20 protein-coding genes and 1 pseudogene are annotated in these 23,818 nt (G+C 38.8%); 3 read left to right on the forward strand and 18 right to left on the reverse strand.

What is annotated here, in order from left to right:
• Positions 1 to 228: 228 nt before the first annotated feature.
• Positions 229 to 1,257 carry a spermine/spermidine synthase domain-containing protein gene (locus DBX25_RS06070; RefSeq protein ID WP_108669896.1) on the forward strand — a complete coding sequence of 343 codons (1,029 nt, stop codon included), beginning with the start codon at positions 229 to 231 and terminating at the stop codon, positions 1,255 to 1,257.
• 138 nt (positions 1,258 to 1,395) lie between these two features.
• Here DBX25_RS06070 and DBX25_RS06075 read toward each other — a convergent pair whose 3' ends face one another.
• Both DBX25_RS06075 and pdxR read right to left on the reverse strand, forming a co-directional pair.
• A complete protein-coding gene (locus DBX25_RS06075) occupies positions 1,396 to 2,844 on the reverse strand; it encodes a DEAD/DEAH box helicase (RefSeq protein ID WP_108669897.1) in 1,449 nt (482 codons plus the stop codon).
• A gap of 20 nt (positions 2,845 to 2,864) precedes the next feature.
• A complete protein-coding gene (gene pdxR, locus DBX25_RS06080) occupies positions 2,865 to 4,319 on the reverse strand; it encodes a MocR-like pyridoxine biosynthesis transcription factor PdxR (protein WP_108669898.1) in 1,455 nt (484 codons plus the stop codon).
• A 132-nt stretch (positions 4,320 to 4,451) separates the two neighbouring features.
• On the opposite strand from pdxR, the gene DBX25_RS06085 reads away from it, so the two are divergent.
• Positions 4,452 to 5,024, forward strand: a complete 573-nt coding sequence (locus tag DBX25_RS06085) for a DJ-1/PfpI family protein (protein ID WP_108669899.1) — start codon at positions 4,452 to 4,454, stop codon at positions 5,022 to 5,024.
• A gap of 89 nt (positions 5,025 to 5,113) precedes the next feature.
• Positions 5,114 to 5,439: pseudogene (locus tag DBX25_RS06090) on the forward strand (DUF2834 domain-containing protein).
• A gap of 376 nt (positions 5,440 to 5,815) precedes the next feature.
• Here the strand turns inward: DBX25_RS06090 and DBX25_RS06100 are convergent.
• From DBX25_RS06100 to DBX25_RS06180, 16 genes are all read right to left on the reverse strand, one after another.
• Positions 5,816 to 7,516, reverse strand: coding sequence for a methyl-accepting chemotaxis protein (locus DBX25_RS06100; RefSeq protein ID WP_108669901.1), 1,701 nt, complete (start codon positions 7,514 to 7,516; stop codon positions 5,816 to 5,818).
• A 415-nt stretch (positions 7,517 to 7,931) separates the two neighbouring features.
• On the reverse strand, positions 7,932 to 8,378 hold the full coding sequence (locus tag DBX25_RS06110) for a hypothetical protein (protein WP_108669903.1): 447 nt from the start codon (positions 8,376 to 8,378) through the stop codon (positions 7,932 to 7,934).
• Between the two features lie 195 nt (positions 8,379 to 8,573).
• On the reverse strand, positions 8,574 to 9,722 hold the full coding sequence (locus tag DBX25_RS06115) for a homogentisate 1,2-dioxygenase (protein WP_108669904.1): 1,149 nt from the start codon (positions 9,720 to 9,722) through the stop codon (positions 8,574 to 8,576).
• A gap of 4 nt (positions 9,723 to 9,726) precedes the next feature.
• Positions 9,727 to 10,656, reverse strand: a complete 930-nt coding sequence (locus tag DBX25_RS06120) for a fumarylacetoacetate hydrolase family protein (RefSeq protein WP_108669905.1) — start codon at positions 10,654 to 10,656, stop codon at positions 9,727 to 9,729.
• Between the two features lie 7 nt (positions 10,657 to 10,663).
• A complete protein-coding gene (locus DBX25_RS06125) occupies positions 10,664 to 11,284 on the reverse strand; it encodes a flavin reductase family protein (RefSeq protein WP_108669906.1) in 621 nt (206 codons plus the stop codon).
• A gap of 3 nt (positions 11,285 to 11,287) precedes the next feature.
• Positions 11,288 to 12,394, reverse strand: a complete 1,107-nt coding sequence (gene hisC, locus DBX25_RS06130; RefSeq protein WP_108669907.1) for a histidinol-phosphate transaminase — start codon at positions 12,392 to 12,394, stop codon at positions 11,288 to 11,290.
• 66 nt (positions 12,395 to 12,460) lie between these two features.
• The gene (gene hppD / locus DBX25_RS06135) at positions 12,461 to 13,576 is read right to left on the reverse strand and encodes a 4-hydroxyphenylpyruvate dioxygenase (RefSeq protein ID WP_108669908.1); all 1,116 of its coding nucleotides are present in this window, start codon (positions 13,574 to 13,576) and stop codon (positions 12,461 to 12,463) included.
• Between the two features lie 95 nt (positions 13,577 to 13,671).
• Entirely contained in the window at positions 13,672 to 15,102 is a 1,431-nt protein-coding gene (lpdA, locus tag DBX25_RS06140) for a dihydrolipoyl dehydrogenase (protein ID WP_108669909.1), read from the reverse strand.
• Entirely contained in the window at positions 15,102 to 16,322 is a 1,221-nt protein-coding gene (locus DBX25_RS06145; protein ID WP_108670131.1) for a dihydrolipoamide acetyltransferase family protein, read from the reverse strand. The genes lpdA and DBX25_RS06145 overlap by 1 nt, the downstream gene beginning before the upstream one ends.
• A 14-nt stretch (positions 16,323 to 16,336) precedes the next feature.
• Positions 16,337 to 17,332 carry an alpha-ketoacid dehydrogenase subunit beta gene (locus tag DBX25_RS06150; RefSeq protein ID WP_108669910.1) on the reverse strand — a complete coding sequence of 332 codons (996 nt, stop codon included), beginning with the start codon at positions 17,330 to 17,332 and terminating at the stop codon, positions 16,337 to 16,339.
• Positions 17,329 to 18,399 carry a pyruvate dehydrogenase (acetyl-transferring) E1 component subunit alpha gene (gene pdhA, locus DBX25_RS06155; RefSeq protein WP_108669911.1) on the reverse strand — a complete coding sequence of 357 codons (1,071 nt, stop codon included), beginning with the start codon at positions 18,397 to 18,399 and terminating at the stop codon, positions 17,329 to 17,331. Before pdhA ends, DBX25_RS06150 begins: the two co-directional genes overlap by 4 nt.
• Before the next feature lie 18 nt (positions 18,400 to 18,417).
• Complete coding sequence (locus DBX25_RS06160; protein WP_420812924.1) at positions 18,418 to 19,560, reverse strand: Leu/Phe/Val dehydrogenase; 1,143 nt, start codon at positions 19,558 to 19,560, stop codon at positions 18,418 to 18,420.
• A gap of 145 nt (positions 19,561 to 19,705) precedes the next feature.
• Positions 19,706 to 20,086, reverse strand: a complete 381-nt coding sequence (locus DBX25_RS06165) for a thioesterase family protein (protein WP_108669912.1) — start codon at positions 20,084 to 20,086, stop codon at positions 19,706 to 19,708.
• A 495-nt stretch (positions 20,087 to 20,581) separates the two neighbouring features.
• Positions 20,582 to 21,910, reverse strand: coding sequence for a polysaccharide biosynthesis protein (locus DBX25_RS06170; RefSeq protein WP_108669913.1), 1,329 nt, complete (start codon positions 21,908 to 21,910; stop codon positions 20,582 to 20,584).
• Between the two features lie 236 nt (positions 21,911 to 22,146).
• Positions 22,147 to 22,941 carry an ABC transporter ATP-binding protein gene (locus tag DBX25_RS06175; RefSeq protein ID WP_108669914.1) on the reverse strand — a complete coding sequence of 265 codons (795 nt, stop codon included), beginning with the start codon at positions 22,939 to 22,941 and terminating at the stop codon, positions 22,147 to 22,149.
• Positions 22,942 to 22,944: 3 nt separating this feature from the next.
• A partial coding sequence (locus DBX25_RS06180) for an ABC transporter permease (RefSeq protein WP_240620185.1) occupies positions 22,945 to 23,818 on the reverse strand: 874 nt, incomplete at its 5' end.

The raw sequence follows: 23,818 nt of genomic DNA on the forward strand, positions 1-23,818 counted from the left end.
TTTACTTTTAGCCATAATAAAAACTCCCCCAAAGGAAAACAGATTTTTTATTTCATCTGTCTACCTTTAGGGGAGCATATCACTATTGGATGCTTCTTTTTTTATCATCTAGTTAGGTAAATGAATTAATTTCTAAAAAAGATAGGTATGTGTACAGACTCCTATTAGGTTTTTGCAATAGTATATCTTAGCTGGATGGATAAATGTATATTGATGGGAGGAAAATGAATGGATTATGCACAACCGAAACTGTGGGTATCGAACCCGCAAACAAAAAAGGCAAATGTAGTACAAAACTCAAAGTCGAACCCTCAAAGCGATAACAAAAAAAGGACTCCTTCCGACACAGTTAATATATGGGATAGTATTAGCTTAAGAGCAATGAAGAAGGAAAACCACAAAAAAATATACCAAGGTAGGAACGAACATCAAGATATCCAAGTAATAGAGGCAAGAGAAATTCGTATGTATTTAGATGAACAATTGCAGTTCAGTTCATTAGATGAAAGGATTTATCATGAGGCTTTTGTTCATGTTCCATTCTCATTAAGTAATCGATACCGATCGGTTTTAATATTAGGTGGAGGAGAAGGCTTAGCGCTAAGAGAAGTTTTGAAATATAAAGATGTGAACCATGTGGACCTTGTGGATATAGATGCAAAAATCTTACACCTGTCTGCTAAATCCCCTGAGATGGTTACCCTGAATAATCGCTCTTTGCATGATCGACGTGTCAATGTACATGCCACAGATGGAATACAATTTATCAATAAAATAAATAAGAAGTATGATATCATCATCCTTGATTTTCCAGACCCAGAAAATGAAGACCTGGCAGCCTTATATACTCTAGAAGTGTTTGAAAGGCTCTATAGCATCCTATCTGATGAAGGTATGTTGGTTGTCCAATCCAATTCCCCTGAGGATACACCAATCGTCTATTGGAGTATCGGTTTAACCATGGAGAAAGCAGGTTTCTACACCAAGAGCTATCATACTATTGTTCCTTCCTTCGGTGATTGGGGCTTCCATTTAGGAGGAAAAAAAAGAATCAACCAATCCTTTAAACCTGTCCAAGTTCCTAATGAAACGCTTCCAAATGATTTATCCACACTATTTAATTTTCATCATGCCTATTTATCTTCCAAGCGACGTGCCGTTGTAAATCGGAAACATAACCCAATATTACACACCATTTTCAATCAAGAAATTGAGAAATGGGAAGATCCCGTTCGCAAATCCGAGATGAGAAATTAAAATGGTACGTTTAGAAGCATATTTCAATTTTCATAGATTCACTTGCAAAATATCACTAAAAGCGATTGGTTTAAACCAATCGCTTTTAAACAAGCTTGATTTCACTTTAATTCGAAAACTCTATTTGAACAGTACTTCTTATTTTAACCTTGCTTCATGAACTTTTAACAGTTTTCCTTTTACTGTCTTGTCCTTCATCGCACGTAAGACTAGTGGACCTTTTCCATTTAAAATATCTACATACGTGGCTGAATCTTGAATTGTGATGATTCCTATATCATCTCCAGTAACTCCTGCAATATTGGTGAGTGTACCGACAAAATCCACAGGTCTTAGCTTCTTCTTCTTCCCACCATTGAAGTATAGCTTCATAATTCCTTTATTCAATTCTTCACTCTTATCTTTTTTGAGAGTCGGCCTTGTATAAATCTTCTCTTTAAAAGCAGCTTTCCCACGCTCAACTTCCTCTTCTGATGGAGCTTCCTTTTTGGGAATGTCAAAACCGATATACTCTTCGATTTCTTCTAAAAATTTTTCTTCGTACGGAGTAATGAATGTAATCGCCTTTCCAGTTTTACCGGCACGTCCTGTCCTTCCTGTCCGATGCACATAACTTTCCTTCTCCATAGGAAGGTCATAATTGATGACATGGGTGATATTATCGATATCGATTCCACGTGCTGCGACATCCGTAGCTACTAAATAACGGAATTCCCCCCGTTTAAAATCGTTCATGACCGCAAAACGATCTTCTTGATTTAAACCGCCATGTATCAAGTCACATGGGTAATCCAAACTACTTAATTCATCAAATACCCGGTCCACTCCAACTTGAGTTCGGCAAAAAATGATGCAACTGTCTGGATTTTCATCGACTAACACGGCTTTAAGTAAATTAAATTTTTCTTCTTCGTTGACTTCGATTAAAGAATGCTCGATTTTATCAGTAGTAATCCCCGTTGCTTCGACTTCTATATGTGCAGGGTTACTCATATAGTTATGGCTTAATTCCTCGATGTCTTTAGGAAGTGTTGCGGAAAACAGCATGGTCACTCTTTCTGTAGGCAATTCACGGATAATCGCTTCTACTTGTTCTATGAACCCCATATTAAGCATTTCATCTGCTTCATCGATGACCAAGTATTTTAAACGAGAAACATCCATTGTTCCCTTTTCAAGGTGGTCGAGCACCCTGCCTGGAGTTCCTACTACAGCATGTGTTTTTTGCTTTAACTCCACTTTTTGCCTAGCAAATGGATGTTTCCCGTATACTGCTACCGCTTTAATTCTTTTGAATCGTCCGATATTTGTAAGATCCTCTTTTACCTGGACCGCAAGCTCACGAGTCGGCGTGAGAATTAATGCCTGCGGCTTATTCTCCTCCCACTCTACCATCTCACAAATCGGAATCCCAAACGCGGCAGTTTTCCCACTACCAGTTTGCGATTTCACGACAAGGTCTCTTTTTTTAAGTGCGATTGGAATCACTTTACTTTGAACCTCTGTTGGCTGTTGATACCCTAATCCCTCAAGAGCTCTGACGATTTCTGCACTTAATGTATAGTCTGCAAAACTTTTAAATGTCATATAGTAACCTCATTCTATTTTCATAATATCCGATTATATATATCTCCCATTAGCTTAACCGCTTCTTCCATTTTCTTTTCTTCAATATCCGTAAAAAAGAATATTGCGCACGGATGCATTTCCTCAAAGAAATAACGGCTTGGATCACTCCATATTAATCCGTTATTATAACATTGTTTTTGAAAGAGAGCATAACTCTCTTTAGAGTGGTTCCATTCCCCAAAGAGGTACATGCCTGTATCAGAACCACTCCAGGTAAATGCATTAGGTAGATAGTTATCGAACAATCCACGTAAAATTGTATAACGGCGATTATAAAGTCTACGCATTTTCCTAATATGACGCCCATAGCTTCCATCACCCATGAATTTGGCAATCGCTGCTTGCTCAAGCAATCCAGTAGAGAACGGCTCAAAAATATACTTGGCATGCAAAAAATGAGGCAAAAGCTTTTCAGGAAGTATGGCATAACCAATCCGAAGTGGAGTGAGTAAAGTAAAAGCAAAAGTCCCAAGGTATACCACCCGGTCTTCTTCATCCAATACCTTCAAAGGTTCAATTGGCCTACCTATACGTCTGAAAATACTATCAATATCGTCTTCAATAATAACGGCATTATTTTCGCTTGCCCACTGTAATAAATGCAATCTCTCTTCCAAATTCATGACCTTACCTGTTGGATATTGGTTGCTTGGAGTCACGTATACTACTTGACTCGTCATGTCATCAAGCTTAATCATTCCATTTTCTTCAGGGATTGCTTTAGGAATTCCCCCTACGGTTTCAATCATATTTCGAAGCCTTACATAGGAGGGATTTTGAAGAAGAATTTCTTCCCCTTGATCTACAAGTAGATGTGCCAGTATCGCCATCGCATGTACAGACCCATTCACTATAACAATGTGATCAGGGCTTACATTCATTCCCCTTGATACATTTAAATGATTGGCAATTTCCTGGCGAAGTGGTGGATATCCTATCGGATCAGGTTCTTCATTTTCAAGTAAATAATCTAAATCGTTCATCCCTTGCTTCATTGCCCTTTTCCATTCGACAATCGGAAACTTTTGAAGGGGTAAATCACGATTCGAAAAGTCAACTAACAAAGCTGGCTTTTCTCCATTAGAGCTTTTTATATCATGATCATAAGGAAGCCTTCTTCCCCATGATGATAGCTGATACTGTGGGGTGACTATTTCTTTTTTCTCGAAAGAGGTGATAGAAGGGTTGGTGACAAAAGTCCCACTTCCTTCCTTGGTATGAACATAACCATCCGCTGCCAGCATCTCATATACTTGATTCACGATACCCCTCGATAACGAATACCTTTTTGCCATATCTCTTGTAGAAGGCAACCGAAATCCATCATTCAACTTACCCGACAAAATAAAATCTCGTAAAGAATGATAAAGTGCCAAATATTTATATTTATATTTTTTCCCATATAAATTAAGGGGTAATCCAATTTCCTCCATATATGCTTCCTCTACAGTTAAATTGGTACAATAAAAAAAGTTTAAAATTGGTCCTTTTTATTATCCACTTCTCATTTTACAATCTATTTTGTAAGGTGTATAGGATATAAATGGAAAAGGGGATTATTAAAAATGAAAGTACATATGTATGTTTACAATGGTTTTGCACAATTTGAAAGTGTAATCCTAGGTTATCTATTAAACACAAATAAACACGAAGTCATTACTGTTGGTCCAACAAATGGACATGTTATTTCAGCAGAAGGATTTAAAGTGGTAGTTGATTATACAATCTCAGAAATACACGCAAAGGATGTTGAGACCCTAATCATCCCAGGTGGAGACTCTTACGGAGCTATGGGAAATGAGGAATTAAAAAAACTTATCACTGAATTGAATAAAGAAAACAAAGTAATGGGAGGAATCTGCCACGGTCCAATGTTATTAGCCGAAGCGGGGATTTTAGAAGGAAGAACTTATACAAGTAATGTAGAGGTTCATGAACCACAATTCCAATTATTTAAAGGTACCCACTTAAACCAAGACGTTGTCGTTGACCAAAACATCATCACAGCAACCGGTAATGGCTATGTAGAATTTGCCTTCAAGGTTGCTGAAAAACTAGAAATATTCAACAAGAAAGAAACTTTAGAAGCTTATTATTCTTTCTTTAAAAATGCTAAAGAACCAGTTACTCTAGGATAAATACCTTCAAAAGCCACTGCATAGCAATTGCAGTGGCTTTTCTATGAAATTAAAATATGTTAATTTTTTCCATATTAATAATTTTACTTATGAAAAAGCTTTATCTCCTTTTATTCCTACTTGGAACGATTATTCCCTATTATTTCTTCAATGGATTTCTATTTTCACATGGAATGAATCTCCCTTTATTATGGAATCTATTATTCGCAAACTCCATTTCCAGCTTCTGTGCTGTCGACTTTTTCATTTCCTATATCGTTTTGTTCTATACATGTTCAATGAATCCCGTAAATATTACATTAAAGTAATATGGATATGCCTGTTGGTTCTATGCACAATTGGCTTGTCCGCAGCACTGCCCTTGTTTTTATTTTTAAGACAAACATATATGGAAAATACGGAAAAATCGCATTGACTGGTGAAGCAATTACGTTGGTTGTATTTTCGAATATAAATAATAACGACCAGCTATCTCAAATCTTCTACTAAAAAAGAACACGTGCTTAATAGAAAGAGCCACCGGTGCTATTAGGTGGCTCTTTCACTAAGACAATTTTATCTTCAATCAAGTATTAACATTTGTATTTTCTTTAATAATTTTTGTCCTCTGATTATTAAAGTACACACTGAATGATGGCAGCACAAGAAAAATAAATGCAATTATTCCCTCGGTCCAATATTGCTTCATAAATAATTGAAGGGCTATAAAACTGAAAGCTACTAAAACGATTAGTGAAAGAAACCATAACAAATTTGTTTTCACAATCTCACCCCGAAAAATCGTATTTTCCTTACAGTTTAAATTTATGTATTTGCCTTTGTAATTCTTCCGCCAATTTCGATAAATAATTGGTTGAAGAAGCGATTTCCTGCATGGATGCCAGTTGTTCCTCTGTAGATGAAGTCACTTCCTGTGTATTAGACGAGGTAGTTTCCGCCACTTCCAAAATAAACTGCATCGTTTGTACCATTTCTTCAGCACCTGATGCCATCTGGTGTACAGCAGAAGAAACTAGTTGTATCTGAACCGTAACTTCATTTACGGAATTCTGAATTTGCACAAATGACTCCCCAGCTGTATGAACTGCTCCAATCCCTTCTAACACTTCATTTGAAGCATGTTCCATTAGTAGAACAGCATGAGTAGTTTCTTGTTGAGTAGCCGAAATCAATTCCGAGATTTCTTTAGCAGATTGTGAGGATAGTTCCGCTAATTTTCTCACTTCATCTGCTACAATAGCAAATCCTCTTCCTTGCTCCCCTGCTCGAGCAGCCTCAATCGCGGCATTCAGTGAAAGAAGATTTGTCTGTTCTGCAATATTTGTAATTACACCAATGATATTTCCAATTGCATTAGAACGATCTCCCAAACCTCTCACAACACTAGCTAGACCTTTTACTGTATCGTTTATCATGTTCATTTGATGAACAGCTGTTTCAATTGATTGTCCCCCTTCTGTAGCTTTATCAGAAGCAACTAGAGCCGTAAAGTATACACTTTGAGCATGATTTGCAATTTGCTGTGCACCCTTAGACATTTCGTGGGCAGTCAATGTGGTTTCTTCTACACTTTCAACTTGTTTATCCACCTTTTTTGACATTTGCTGCATAGTGATTGAAATCTGCTCTGTTGCATAATTAGTCTGTTCAGCATTGGCAGTTAATTCTTCTGATGACGCTGCAACTTGTACTGCACTCGAATTTACCATATGAATTAAATCTCGAAGATTATTTTTCATGAAATTTAAATTATCCGTTAAATCACCAATTTCATCCCCATGTTTTATTTGAATATTTTTGACGGATAAATCTCCATCAGCAATTTTATTAGCGTACTCAATTAAAACTGTTATCGGTTTTATTTTTCTTCTAATCATCCAAATCGTTAGAAAGCTGGCAATCGCCATAGGCATGAGTCCGAGCATAAAACTACCGACTACCGATTCCCATGTTCTTTCACTTACGATTTTCGCATCAAAATCAATCGCATTGAGTGCTATGATTTCTTTAGTAGGATCGTGGTCCTTAAATATTGGAGCATACCCTGTTAACCTTTTCACCCCACCATACTCGTAAATTTTTGAGTAATGTGGATGCTTGGTTTCTAGAATCATTTTCATTGCATGTGAATCGATATAAAACTTGTCCCCCGCCTTAAATCCTTGCTTCTTTAAGTTAGAGTCCGCTGCTAGTATTGTTCCATCAAGCATTATTAGATATTGGTCTTCGAATATTTGCTTATGTTCGGTTGTCCAATCTAATGTTTGTTCTAATTCCTTAAGTATTTCTTCATTACCATTAATTATGGCCACGATGTCGCTCGGAACAATTAAACCTGTGGTGATATTTGCACATCCTACTGCTTCAATCCCCGCTGCCTCATACGTTTTTTTATAACTTACCCAGTAATTTGAAACTGATGTAATAATCATGGAAACAAAAACAACGCTTACGATGATTATTCCCAGATGCCATGTAATATTTTTTTTCAAAACTTCTCCCCCACGATTGGAAATATTGGATATTAATTCCTGTATTATAATATATTTCCTAAGGTGAAGCTGTGATATTAATCACTGTGGCAATAGTAGAAAGTATTGGACATAGGATGGAATTCTATTTAACGTTTACTGGATTGAAAAACAGACTGAGTGACTGCAAACTGAAAAAAATTACCGTCCAGGTCAAAAAGTTAGGAAAGTGCAAGATTATTAAAAAAGCGAAGAGTAAATACTCTATGTTGATGAAATTCTATTTCAAAGATAGATTCGAGGTATTAGGAGGAAAACAAATTGTAGAATCCGAGAGATAATCAAGGAATAAATGGATCTAGATATTGATAAGAGTCGGCTATTTAACATAATTTTGAAAGTAACTAGTTTTTCAAAAATTAATTTAAATAGCCGACTAATAATCTTCCCAACCGTCTTCTGAATGAACTTGAAGAATTTGTGCATTTGATACAAACTCAACCGTTTTCCCATCAACTTTGTACTTAGTAAAAGAAAGTTTAATTTTTGCAGAATCGAGCAATTTAGAATGGTCATCTATAGAGATATATAGTGAAAATAACGTGTCTTTTCCATCTCTTATTTCTTTTGATAGCCATTGGGTTTTCCATGCACGATGCTCACCATATTTTCTAGCAAGTTTCGTTTGCTTACTTGTAAGGCTCATGATGCCCTTGGGGGTTATCGTTTTTGTGACAGTTGTCTCAATTTTAGTCTTTTGTACAATAAATTGGTTAGTAGAATTGAGAATCGTAGGAAGGTTTGCAGCTAAAGTAAGTCCAGTAATAAGGAACAATATGATTAGGCCTATATGAATCCTTTTTTTCCTTTCCACTACAACCATAATGAACACCCCCTAAAATTCATTTCCAATATATAGATATTATATATTGAAGGTGAATAATCCTTTTTTAAAATGTTAGCAACTAAAAATTAGGCAAATAAAAAGACCAAATTTGGTCTTTTTATTCCGATGTTGTTTGTTAAGTTCCTGTACACAAAAAGTGAACTACTTACATTTAAGCCCGACTTTTTAATATTATTCCATCCAAGTATACATGTAATTCGGATCTTCAATATCCTTTGCCTTTTTAACGATTTTCAAAGGTTTGAAGGTATCAATCATAACGGCTAGCTCCAGCGTCTCTTTTTTACCAATACTAGCTTCTGTTTTTCCTGGGTGTGGACCGTGTGGTATCCCACTTGGGTGTAACGTGATGGATCCTTCTTTCACCCCTTTACGGCTCATGAAGTTCCCTTCCACATAATACAGAAGCTCATCACTGTTGACGTTGCTATGATAGTACGGTGCAGGGATTGCCTCTGGATGGTAGTCATACAGCCTTGGTACAAACGAGCATACAACAAAATTGTGCCCTTCAAACGTTTGATGGACTGGTGGTGGCTGATGCACACGACCTGTGATTGGTTCAAAATCTTCTATATTAAAGACCCACGGGTACAAATAGCCATCCCAGCCCACGACATCTAATGGATGGTGGTTAAGTGTATGTTTATGCATGTACCCACGTGATTTTGTCAAAACAACATGTTCACCTTTTCCTGCATGAGTCACAAGCTCTTCAGGTCCTCGAATATCCCGCTCACAAAACGGACTATGCTCTAGCAACTGACCATATTCATTTCGATAGCGCCTTGGAGTCGTGATTTGACTGAATGCTTCCACGACTAAAATCTTCGTATCGTCAGTTGGAATTAGTTTATAAATGGTACCAATTGGGATAACCACATAATCGCCAGGACGGTACGTGATTGTGCCAAACATCGTTTCAATTTTTCCGCTGCCATAATGAACAAATAGCATTTCATCTCCATCGCCATTACGATAATACACATCCATCGGCTGATCAGCATGAATGATTCCAATCAACAGATCGCTATTTCCTAAAATATATTCCCTAGCGCTTAATGCATCGCCTTTATTCGTAATGTCCGTCGTATAAAAATGACGGTGGTTTAACGATTCCATCTCTTCATACTCTGGCAGGTAAGAACCTAACAGTTCCGATTTTGCCACCTCTGTCGGCATATAATGATGATACAGAATCGATTGAGTTCCAGAGAATCCTTTCGTTCCCATCACCTGTTCACGAAACAAACTTCCATCATCTTTTTTGAACATCGTATGTCGTTTGTGAGGAATTTTCCCTAATTGACGATAAAACATTGCTTCACCTTCTTCCTTCTACAACTGTATTTTTCAACGTACCAAGACCATCGATTGTAAATTCAACTTCGTCCCCTGGCTCCAGCCAACGATGAACCTCTGTCCCAAGTTCCAAAATGCAGCCCGTCCCGACTGTTCCAGAGCCAATCACTTCCCCAGGATATAAGGTAACCCCTTTAGAAGCTCTCTCAATCATCTCTCCAAACGAATAATAAATGTCTTTCAAATTGCCTTTGGATAGCAATTTCCCATTAACAGTGGCTGTCATCTCTAAGTCATACACGTCATCATGACGATAAGATTCTAATTCATCCTTTGACACCAAATAAGGACCAAAGGACGTCGCAAAATCCTTCCCTTTCGCTGGCCCAAGACCAACCTTCATCTCTTCACGTTGTATGTCCCTGGAACTCCAGTCATTCATAATAAAATAGCCAAATATATAGTCTTCTGCTTCACTCGCAGAAATGTCTCTCCCTTGCTTTCCTATCACACAAGCAATCTCCAGCTCATAATCTAACCACTCGCAACCAGGCGGACGTTCAATTTCTTCATCCGGACCTTTTACTGCTAAGTGATTGGTAAAATAAAAAACGGGAAAGTCATACCATTCCGGAATAACGTCTAGCCCCCTACGACTGCGGGACGTTTTCACATGCTGTTCGAACGCATAAAAATCTCGGATGCTCACAGGTCTAGGAAGGGGAGCCATCAATGTTACCTCGGATAAGGAATAAACCCCCTCTCCCTCTTTATCAAAAACAGGTAGTTCTTCAATAATCGATGTATATTGATCGTGACTATCAAGAAAGCATTGCAACGTACTAGGAAGCCTTCCTCCACTACAAACATTCATATCTACCACTAATCCATTGTCTTGAAGCCAGCCAGCTGAAACTTTTCCTTCTTTAGTTTGAAAGGTTATATATTTCATAGAATCCTCACCTTGGCATGGTTTTTCTAGTAATCTCAAATGTATCCGTCATTGGTTTAGTGTAGGTTTGACCTGCTAATCTACCAATTGGATTCAAACCGATGGAATCAATCCTGCCTCCATCAAATAGATCATCATCTACGTGAACATGTTTGACCCTTCCAATGACCAAGCTTCCTGATCCAGCATGCTCCCCAAAATGAAGAACCTGATGTAGCTCACATTCCAGATGGACCTTGCTTTCCTTAACGCGATATGGGGTAACAGAGGCACTTTTTTCCTTTGTCAAACCAGCTTGCTCAAATTCATCCACATCAGCATCAAATTCTGTGGCACATTCATTCATTTGTTCTGCGATTTCTTCACTGACAATATTGATGACAAATTCCTTTGTCTTTTCAATGTTCACTAGCGTATCCTTCTTTGCCCCATCCGTACCTCTCCTCATCGGTGAAAAACAGACAAGCATAGGATCAGCAGATATTGCAGTAAAAAAGCTGAAAGGTGCTAGATTACTAACTCCCTGTTCATCGATGGACGAAACAAAAGCAATGGGACGAGGTAAAATCGAGCCGACCATTAATTTATAGGCATCTCTCCAGGCAAGTGTGTCTGGTTGTACATCCATGGTTCATTCCACCTTTCCCGATAATATTTCACTTAATGCTGCACGAAAAGCTTCATTATCTTCACATGTTCCAAGCGTCACTCTGAACATCGAAGCATACCCTAATAAATGACCCGAACGGACGACAAACCCTCTTTTCAATAATTCACGAGAAACCGTTTCTCCCGAAGTTTTCGTATCTACCATGATAAAATTAGTTTGCGATGGGAAATACGGTAATCCCATATTTGAAAAAGCAAGCTGCATTTTAATCCGTTCTTCCTCATTTTGCTGAGTACAAGAGATAATGAATTCTTGATCTTCTAACGCTGCTAAGGCTGATATTTGTGCAAGACCATTCGCATTGAAAACTTCTTTCACCTTCAATAGCTCCCCCACTAGAGCTTGGTGAGCGATACCATAACCAATTCGGAGACTTGCTAATCCATAAATTTTAGAAAAAGTTCGTAAGATTACTAGATTAGGGTGCTGATCTAATAGTGGAATTGACTCTAAATAATCCTCACTTGTTACATACTCATAATATGCTTCATCTAGTACAATCAAAATATGCTGAGGTACAGACTCAATAAATTGCAATAGCTCTTCTCTACCAACTATGGTTCCTGTAGGATTATTAGGATTACAAACAAAGATCATCTTTGTACGATTTGTGATGGAAGAGAGCATATTTTTCAAATCATGAACCCCATTAACGAGTGGAACGATGACCGGTTTACCGCCTTCAATCAACACATTCGTTTTGTATCGAGGAAATGTCACATCCCCCATCACTGCTTCATCGTCAAGACTAATATATGTACGAGTTAGGACTCGGATTAATTCATCCGAACCATTCCCTAAAATGAATTGATTCGCGTCCAACCCATAAAACTCCGCTAATTTTAATCGTAAATCGCGAACTGCGCCGTCCGGATACAAATGAAGATTATCTAATGAACCAAGTATGATTTGTTTAACGAGTGGCGAGGTACCATACACATTCTCGTTCTCGGACATTTTCCGTATGTGCGTTAATCCTAACTCCTTCTTCACATCCTCTAGCGATTGGCCGAGTACATAAGGAGCGATGGTTTCTACTTGTGTTCTAGTTCTAATAGGAAAAGTCATGATTTATTTGCCCCACTTTCTATGTACAAAAGAGGAAGACCATAGCCCTCCTCTTCTTCTTATTTATTACAAATTTCCTCTTAGTGCTTGCTCACGCTCAATCGATTCAAATAACGCTTTAAAATTACCGTCTCCGAAGCCTTTTGCTCCTTTACGTTGAATGATTTCAATGAATACCGTTGGACGGTCCATGATTGGCTTCGTGAAAATTTGAAGCAAATATCCTTCATCGTCTCCATCCACAAGGATATTCAGTTCTTTTAATTTTTCGATTTCCTCGTCGATATTTTTCACACGTTCACTTAACGTATCATAATAAGTAGACGGTGTTTTCAGGAACTCAACGCCGTTCTTTTTCAATGCTGCAACCGTTGATACAATATCCTCAGTTAAAATCGCCAAATGTTGAACTCCTGGACCATTAAAGAACTCGAGATATTCTTGAATTTGTGATTTACGTTTTCCTTCAGCAGGCTCATTTATTGGGAATTTAATACGGCCCCCATTGTGCATTACTTTAGACATTAAGGATGAATATTCCGTGCTGATATCAGCATTTGTAAAATGTCTCATTTCCTTAAAGCCCATGACTTTTTCATAATAGCTGACCCATTCATCCATTCTCTCAACGTTACCAACTACATGGTCAATGCCGATGATACCCGTATCGACTGTCGGAATCGTGGAGCCTTGTGGTCTGAAACCTGGCATGAATACGCCTGAATAATTTTTACGTTCTACTAACGTATGAATAGTGTCGCCATAAGTACCGATGACAGCTTTTTTTATCACTCCATGCTCATCGGAAATTTCATGCGGAGGCTGAATTTCAATCGCTCCGCGAGCTACCGCCTCAGCATATGCCTTATCCACATCATTCATTGTCAATGCAATGTCTCGTACGCCATCTCCATGCTTTTTCACGAATTGCGCTACACGAGATGAATCGTTGAGGGAACCAGTGATCACAAGACGTACTTTTCTTTGCTGTAGTACGTAAGAAACCGTTTCACGATTGCCCGTTTCCAATCCGGAATAAGCTACGATATTAAAACCGAATGCCGTACAGAAAAAGTGAGCGGATTGTTTCGCATTACCAGAATAAAACTCTAAGTAATCCACATCTTGGACCGGAAAAAAGTCTGTTACATGATCTTGTGAAGCCATTACCTTTTCTTTCATTACAGTTCCCCCTAATAATTTTTATACTATTCTGACATTATTATATTTAATGCTATTCGTTTCTATCAAGAATGCCATGTAAAGCTCTAACGCTATCACGTACTAAAGTGATACTCCTTTTGTTTAGATGGTGGAAGATGAACAGCTTTTCCTCTCAATGCTTCCACTGCTTCTAATACACTTTCATTGATACTTGGATGTGGATAATGACCGAATTCAAGGTCTTCTGTTCTTGCCACCATTTCTAAGGCAAGAACTGAACCTGATATCAATTCCACAGCACCTTGACCTATCATATGAACTCCTAGAAGTAGATTACTAGAAGCATCACTAATGACCTTCACAAGTCCATCCTTTTCCCCAAGTAAACTAGCATAACCATTTCCACCTAGACTGAATTCAGCCACATGAATTTCCGAATATTGGATCTTAGCCTGTTCCTCAGTCAAACCTACAAAAGCAATGGGAGGCTTCGTGTGAATCACAGTAGGAATAAACGTTTGATCACTTTCAGAAGGAATCCCAGCAATGGATTCCGCAGCTACTTTCCCTTGCTTAATCGCCTTTACAGCTAAACTTGGCCCTTCGGTCACATCACCTACAGCATAAATGGACGACACTGATGTTTGCCCAACTCTATCTGTTTGGATAAAGCCTTCGCTTGTAGTATCTACTCCAATTCGAGTTAAATTTAGTTCTTCAATATTCGGAATCATTTTTCCAGATACAAAAAGATGGGTTGCTTCAATACTTTGGTCTCCCAATTGTAAAAATAGCTTATCATCTTGTTCGTTCACACTCTCGAGAGTTGTTCCCTTTATTACTTGTATTTTCTTCTTCTTTAATTGTCGCTTTAATTCCTTATTAATGGACGAATCAAGGGAAAAATCACTTTTCTCATCCGGGAAAATAAGTGTGACCTCCGATCCTAAAAGGGTAAAGGAACTTGCAACTTCTAAAGCGATATAGTCGTCTCCGTATACGACCAGTTTTTCTGGAAGTTCTTCGACTGAATAAATGGATAAGGCATCTACTATTCTTTTATGATTCTGTTGTATAAAGTCAGGATGCTCATAGCGACTACCGGTGGCAATGATTGCATGCTTAAAGCGAAAAACGGAAAAAGAATGATCATTTTCAACTCCAACCCGATCATCCGAGATAAAAGAGGCAGATCCTTTAATGGTTTCAACAGAATTGACTTTCAGTAAAGACTGTATGCCTTGCTTAAGTGAATTTATCCGCTCCTCTTTTTCTGCATGTAGGAAAGATAAGTTCAATTCTATAGGTCCAACCTGAAAACCAAATTTTCTAGCATTCTTAAATTCGTCCATCTTCTTGGCACTGACAGAAAAGATTTTGGATGGGATGCATCCCTTATTTAGACAAACCCCGCCCACGGATTCTTTTTCAATCAAAGTAACTGACAATCCTAGCTGGGCTGCACGAATGGCGGCATGGTAGCCCCCTGGTCCACCGCCAATAACTACGACATCTCTTTCTTCAGCGATTTCTCCGACTACCATTACATCAACTCCACAAAGATTAGCGTTGGATTTTCAATTAACTGGGCAAAGCGGTTTGTGAATCGAACTGCAGTCGCTCCATCAACCACACGATGGTCGTATGACATCGAAATATTCATCATTTGACGAACGACAATTTCATCCTTATCATTTACGACTGGTCTCTTTTTCGTTTTATGGAATGCCATCAATCCTACCTCAGGTGGATTAAGAATTGGAGTAGCACCGATACTTCCTCCTAGAGGGCCAACGTTGCTAATAGTAAACGTACTTCCCGTATATTCATTTACCTTTAATTGACCTGCCATCGCTTTGTCAGTAAGCTCCTTCATTTCTTCATGAAGAATTTTCAGCGATTTCTGTTCAACATACTTTTGAACCGGAACGATTAAACCCTCTGGAGTATCCGTCGCTATGCCGATATGGATATTTTCATGAAGGTGGATGACTTCATTTTCTTCATCTAATGAGGCATTAAAAATAGGGAACTCTTTTAAACAAATGGTTAATGCCTTCATAAAAAAGACAGTGGCAGATATCGGCTTACCTTGTGATTTCAGTTGCTCTCGTAAAGCAATCAGATCGGTTACATCAATTTCCTCAAAGTGTGTACAATGAGGAATGGAATACAGAGACTGCGCCATTTTTTTACCGATTTGCTTTCGCCTTCCTCTATAAGGGATGGCTTTAGACGATACAGTTTCTTTTATAGGTTGGATGTCGATTTCTACTGGCTCTACCTTCTTCCCCTTGATGAACGTATAGACATCTTCATCTGTTATTCTTCCAGCTGGGCCAGTCCCTATTACATTTTCGATATTCACCCCATTTTCACGGGCGATTTTACGGGTGTAAGGTGAAGCCATGATTCGCTTATTAATGGTGCGATTGGTTTCGGAAATTGATTCGATTTTTTTAGATGATTCGTTTTTTGGTGAAGAATCTATGTTTTTCATTATTTCATTAATAGATTTAGAAGAATTCTTTTGCTCTGATTCTAAGATGAGGATAGTCGTGCCAACAGGAATCGTAGAACCAATTTGGACCTTTAGTTCTTTGACGATTCCTGAAAGTGGTGAAGGTATTTCTGCGGTCATTTTGTCGGTCTGTACCTCGACAAGGGGATCGTCTGCTTTCACATAATCCCCTGGTTTTACGAAGAAATGATTAATATCAGCTTCTGTCATTCCTTCGCCAATATCATGAAGCTTTACTTCAATCATGTTTCCCCTCCTTAGAACCTCATTACTTTTTTAACTGCATGTATTACACGTTCAGGAGTTGGTAAATAAAAATCTTCGTATCCAAAGTAAGGAACCGGCGTATCAAAACCTGAAACTTTTTCTACCGGTGCTTTTTGATACAAGAATGAAGTTTCATTAATCACTGAAAGTATATCGTTTGCCACACTACTAGTAGGGTGTGCTTCTTGAACAATCACTGTACGTCCTGTTTTTTGCACAGACTCTGCAATCAGTTCTTCATCTAAAGGATACAATGTCCGTAAATCTATTACGTCACATTGGATACCCAATTCCTCTAATTGCTTTGAAGCGTTCATCACCACAGGTACCATTGCCCCCCAAGCAATTAAGGTCACGTCATTCCCTTCCCGTAGCTTTTTCCCTTTACCAATTTCCACGGTATAATGACCTTCTGGAATCGACTCTTTCGTCGAACGATAGCAGCGCATTGGTTCTAAAAATAGAACGGGGTCCCGGTCTTCAATCGCTGCAATCATCAAGCCTTTTGCATCATAAGGGTTGGACGGACAAACGACCTTAATTCCTGGCATATGAGTGAACAACGCTTCCGTACTATCACAATGGATTTCCGGTGCTCTTACCCCTGCCCCATAAGGAGCTCTAATGACCATAGGAACCGTGAAATGTCCTAACGTTCTTGAACGAAGTCGGACCGCGTGGGTCATGATTTGCTCATAGGCTGGATAAATAAATCCGAGGAATTGTATTTCTACAACCGGCTTTAATCCATTAGCTGCCATTCCAATCGCTGCACCTACAAATCCTGCTTCACTTAAAGGTGTATCAATGACTCGATTTTCACCGAATTCTTCTTGGAGGCCGTCTGTTGCTCGGAACACGCCACCGTTTTTTCCAATATCCTCTCCTAAAAGGAGTACAGTATCATCTTCTTTTAATTTGACTCTCATTCCGTCTGTGATGGCAGAAACCAACGTCAATGGCTTTGTTTTTTCAGCTATTTTCATGATTCATCTCCTCTCAAAACATGGAGAAGCTCTCGTTTTTGCTTTTCTATCGAATGTGTTGGCTTTTCAAACACATAATCAAAAATGACGGAAGGGTCAGCTTTAGGAAATTGCTCCATTTCCTCGACCGCCCTATTGATTTCAGCTTCAGCATCAGCTGCAACTTTTCTCGCCCAATCTTCGTCAAACCAACCATGGTTCTTCATACAACGCTCAAGTCGTAAAATTGGATCAGTTTCTTCACGTCGAAGGCTACTTTCATTTTGATCACGATACTTAGTTGGATCATCTGCGGTAGTATGGGCCCCATATCTCCATGTTACTGCTTCTATTAATGTCGGGCCTTCACCATTTCGGGCTCTGTCTAATGCCTTTTGAATTTCTACATATACAACAAAGACGTCATTCCCATCAATACGCACTCCTGGCATATCATAGGCTAATGCTTTTTGCGCAATCGTCTTCGTGTTCATTTGCTTGGAAATAGGTACTGAAATGGCAAATTGATTGTTTTGATTAAAGAACACGACAGGTGCTTTAAACACGCTGGCAAAATTCAATCCTTCGTGAAAGTCTCCTTCCGAGGTGGCACCATCGCCAAAATAAGCGATCGCCGCATTCTTCGTCCCTCTTCTTTTTTCTGCAAAAGCTGCCCCCGCCGCATGAGGAAGCTGAGTAGCAATCGGAATGCCTGGTGGAAAAATTTTCAACCCATCTGGCGGCACGTTTCCATCATTGCGACCATTCCAAAACAATAGGACATTTCTTAATGAGTGTCCAAAAGTAATGGTAGCTCCATGATCTCTATAAGTTGGGAACATCCAATCCCCTTTATTTAGAGCAAGCGCACTTCCAACCTGGGAAGCCTCCTGCCCTTCAAAAGGAGCGTACGTACCAATTCTTCCTTGGCGTTGCAAACTAATTCCTTTTCTGTCAAACGTTCGAATGCGAATCATGTGCTGATAAAATTCCCTGGTCCGTTCTTCAGTTAACAGTTCTCGATACTCTTCGCCAATCCAATTCCCTTGAGGGTCAAGTAGCTGCTTAATTGGAAATTGCTTCTCCATCTTGGACCTCCTATCGTTTTAGTTACGCACTGCCCATTTTGGTCTCTTAGAATGTGAGAAGAAACTATTTCTACGAACGCGTGATTTCATTCGTTGCTCACAGAAAAGGTTCGCCGCTTCCACAGTCGTGATGCCATTCACACTTGCTTTTTCATAAATATTTAATAACGAATTATAAATCGCTTTCGTTTGCTTCAGAACACGCTGTTTATTTGGCTCATACAGCTCATCCGCCACTTGAATTAAACCACCGGCATTGACAATATAGTCAGGTGCATAAAGAATGCCCTTATCACTCAGCATTTGTCCGTGGTGCAATTCCAACAGTTGATTATTTGCGGATCCAACCACTGCAGCAACCTTTAACTGTTCAATTGTTGCATCATTCAAAATTCCACCTAAAGCACACGGAACGAAAACATCAGCTTCTACTCCGTAGATTTCGTCTCCACTGACGACCTTAACTGCCACACCAAGCTCTTTTCCTTTCGCTTGGATGGCTTCAATTGCTGCAGTGTTAATATCTGCCACATATAGATCAGCTCCAGCTGTCATCAGCTGTTCTGCCACCTTCGCCCCAACTTTACCTAGCCCTTGGATCGCATACGTTTTTCCGAATAAATCTTCCGTACCCCAAATCACTTTATTCGTTGCTTGAATGCCATAAATGACTCCTTGAGCTGTTGGAATTGATGAATCCCCGCTACCCCCATACTCTTCATCCACTCCCACGATACAATTCGTCTCTTTAAGGGCATGAATGAAATCTTCTGGACTCGTACCCATATCTGTTCCTGTATAAAAGCGACCGTTCAACGACTCCACAAATTGGCCAAAGGCACGGAATAATTCTGGGCTTTTATCTGTTTTGGGATCACCGATGATAACGGCTTTCCCCCCACCAAAATCCACATCTGCAGCTGCACATTTATAGGTCATCCCTTTAGAAAGTCTTAGCACATCCTCAAGTGCATCTTCTACACTTGCATACGGCTGCATTCTACAACCACCTAGAGCTGGACCAAGTGAAGTGTTATGTATCGCAATAATGGCCTTCAGCCCTGTTTCTTCATCATTACAAAAAACAACCTGTTCATGGCCCTTAATCTTTTCAAACATATCCAACTTCATTTCCCCCTTTTGACCAACTAAACCCATCATAAAATCCCCCATATAGATCATGTATTCTAGCAATCTGTCTTTTCTCGATGAAGATAAACCATGCAAAAAAAATAAATATTTTACTAAAATTCTATTTTTCCATTGAGACTCTATTCGACAAAAAGTAAACGCTTACATTTCTATTCTAATAAAATGATTGGATTGTCTTTTTTGGCAAGATCGCCTGACGCACACTTCCATGTGCAATCTTGACTTCCTCACATTTCACTACAACCTCAGTGACAACTGAACGCTGACTGGACTCGATGACTTTAGCAGAAAAAAACAAGGATGATCCTTCCTTCGCAGGGGACAAATGCTTCACACTCACCTCAGCCCCCATGCCTTCCTCATGCTCTTCTAAAAACGGTAATATAACTTTTCGTGAAACCCACTCCATATGATGAACAAGAGAAACAGTCGAGTACAAAGGATGAACCAATTCATCATTAAAACTTGCAAACATTTCAGAAATGACAACGACTTTCAATGTCTCTTCATACCCAATTCCTAACCCTGGCTTCAAGAATCCACCTCAATTCACCATACAATAATATATAACGTTTATTTAACGATATGTTATCATTTTGTATAATAAATCGTCAATAAATTGTCAAAATTCTCACTTTATTTGCACTGAATTTTTGATATAGGAAAACGGATAATCTTTCTCACTGAAGCATATTTCAACCGTTTGCCACTATATCTGTTTAGATTGTTGCTCTTTTTGGGCTACTTAGATCATTTTTCTTTCACATTCAAGGTTTCATCCTTGAGGAAGTCCACTGTGTAGGTGAAATAGGAAGGGTTTTCATGGGAATTTCTTTCAAGTTCGAACCAAAATTCATGATTTTACCAAACAGACTACATTTTTTACCGATTGGAACAATTTTTTTACCGAAATTTCAATTTTATTACCGAACTGACACGAGATATTACCAAACCCTGATTAAAGTGCATTTCCCCCAATCCTACAAGTAACATCAAAAGAAAAACATCCTCACCCTAAAGTGAAGATGAATTAATAAACTTCTTTTTGAGAATCCCTTAGCCAAATCGTAATTCCTAGCTTCCGGCAAATCGTAACGTAATGCATGAGTGCAAGCAACACCGCTCCCATGTTCATACCAAGGATAATTCCTTCCATATTAAAAGATGCTTTGGATCCTAAAAAATACATCATTGCAAACGAAATCACATGAGACCAAACGACGTGAAAAAATGCATCCTTTACCAAACCTAGCCCGATTAAATAAGCCTGCATTGGGATAATGAAAAAGTGGAACAAGAAATAAGGCCATAGTAATTTCAAATAAATAGATGCTGCTGAGGATGAAAAAAAGAGTGCCGTCAATGGTTCGGCGAATACATACATTATGAAAACAGCAGGAACTCCGTATATTAGTGTGAACCACATTGATTGGTTCAAAAGAGTAGTTAGCTTCCGGTTATCCCCTTTTGAATACGCGTCTGACACATTTGGGATGAGCATGACCATTAATGAATGTGCAATGAAGGTTGGAAAAAAACCAATCGTCATAGCCACTCCCATCAACATTCCAAAATGCTCGGTTGCCAAGACTGTACTGAACCCAGCAGCTATCAAGGCAGACTGGATCAAGAATGGTTGGATAGCGTTAGTTATTGCATGAAAAATTCGTACCCCCACTGTTGGAAGTGAAACAGCAAGAAGTTTCTGACGTGCGTGCGGGCCAGGCATATATGCATTATTATTTTTTTTCAGCGAATGCATATGAATGATAAATAAGCTGATTAAGTATAAAAACACAATTATTTCACTACCTACAAAAGCACACAATGCGATTAACAATGATTTTTCCTGATCAAAATCAAAAAAGTTAAAGATTAAGAAAAGAACGCCAAACTGAAAGATTTTCCTTAGAAAATTTGAAAAAGCGATTTTCCCCATTTGTTGCACACCCATAAAATAGCCCCTGGCAATCGATGAAAAAGCTGCAATGGGAACTAGTCCGATGATTAGCCATTTTACATATGGATTAAATTCATCCAAAACAGAAGAAAAAGAAAATACTACCGTAGCCAAGACCATGACCATTAACATGACCACTCTTGCTAGTTTAATTGCGTGTTGCAAAAGGTTATAGTGAAGCTGCTGCTTATTCTCAGCGACGAACTTTGAAATCGAAATCGGCAGTTCTAAGCTAGCTAAAATAAAAACTAAGAAAATGATGGGCATGATAGACATATATAGTCCCATCCCCTGCTCACCCAGTTCTCTCGCAAGAATCATATTCACGAAAAATTCTACGCATTCACTAAAAAATGCGGCCACGACCAGTAAAATGGTCCCTCTAAAAAAGGATGTCATACTGCCTCCCCCTATCAAACTATTTCCACAGAAAATTCACTTTAACTCATGCTTTTCAAGCTTCACTTTAATAGGATATGAGACAAGTCATAAGATTATTTTTGTTTTAGAAGGAAATGCTAAGTTTTTCAATCTGAATGAATTACCTGAAAAACTTAATCCTATAATTCGAAATCTTTAAAAACAATATTTATGAAAATGCAAAAACCAGTGCAATATGCACTGGTTCTTACTACTTATGACAACAACGCCCGATCACTAGTCATCTGCGTCCCTCGTATTTGTTGAAACTCTTGAAGAAGCTGTTCAACGGTCAATTGTTTCTTCTTCTCCTCGTCAACTTGTAAGATAACCTGGCCTTTATCCATCATGATCAGACGATTACCCAGGTCGATAGCTTGTTGCATATTATGTGTCACCATCAAGGTGGTTAGATTATATTTCTCTACTATTTCCTTTGTCAGTCTTGTAATCAGTTCTGCTCTTGACGGATCAAGAGCGGCAGTATGTTCATCCAATAATAGAATAGAAGGTTCCGTGAAAGTGGCCATCAATAGAGACAGTGCCTGACGTTCTCCCCCAGATAACAAACCAACTTTTGCATTTAGTCGATTCTCTAAACCAAGATGGAGCGTTTCAAGCACTTCTTTGAAATACTCTCGTCTATTCTTAGTTACACCTCTCTTTAAAGTCCGGGTTTTATTCCGAGAATACGCCATAGCTAAATTCTCTTCGATCGTCATCGTAGGAGCCGTTCCAGCCATAGGATCTTGAAACACTCGACCTATCAGCTTTGAGCGCCTATACTCAGACATTAAAGTCACATTCGTATCGTGGATCATAATTGAACCCACATCTGGAAGCATCACACCTGAAATCATATTCATTAATGTCGATTTACCTGCACCATTACTTCCAATGATGGTGACAAAATCCCCTTGCTTCAACGTTAAATTAATATGATCCAAGGCTACTTTTTCATCAGGCGTTCCTTCATTAAATATTTTATGGATTCCATTCAACTGTAACATGCTTTAAGCCCCCTTCCCATTTGGGACGATTGGAAGTGAGTTCATTTCTTTTAAGCGTTGAGTTTTCCTCTTTTTCTCACGGTAACCATCCACTAATTTTGGAATGATAAGTGCACATATAACAATCGTAGCTGTGATCAGCTTCATATCTCCTGTTTCCAGGAACTCGACTCGTAGGGCAAGTGCCACAACGATACGATATATAATTGCTCCACCAATGACAGCAAGGGTAACACGAGCAATCGTTTTAGTTCCAAATATCGCTTCACCAATGATGACAGATGCCAAACCAATTACAATCATCCCGATACCCATTCCAACATCAGCAAATCCACCATATTGAGCGACCAGTGCACCTGAGAACGCAACCAGTCCATTGGAAATCCCTAATCCTAAGATCACTAGTATGTTCGTATTGGCCGACAGACTTCGAATCATCCGCTTATTATCGCCAGTAGCTCGAATGGCTAACCCAATTTCTGTTTTCAAGAACAAGTCAATAATCAACTTGATTGCGAAGGTTACAAACAGCATCGTAACAAGGATACTAAACGTTTTCGGTGAAATTCCTAAAGGTGACAACACAGTGCTCAGAAAAGAATCAATCCCCGTTTTCTCAAAGAAATCTCGGATACTAGTAAACATTGTATCTGAGTTTAATAACGGCACATTGGATTTACCCATGATTCGCAAATTTATAGAATACAATGCAATCATCATTAGAATCCCAGATAATAAAGGGTTGATTTTCCCGAATGTATGAAGAACCCCAGTCAAACAACCTGCTATAAATCCAGCCAGCATAGCAAGCAAAGTTGCCACTACTGGATTGACTCCACTAATGATTAAAGTCGCAGCGACGGAAGCTCCTGTTACG

This window comes from Peribacillus acanthi (assembly GCF_003073175.1).
GTDB classification, from domain to species: Bacteria; Bacillota; Bacilli; order Bacillales; family DSM-1321; genus Bacillus_BN; species Bacillus_BN acanthi.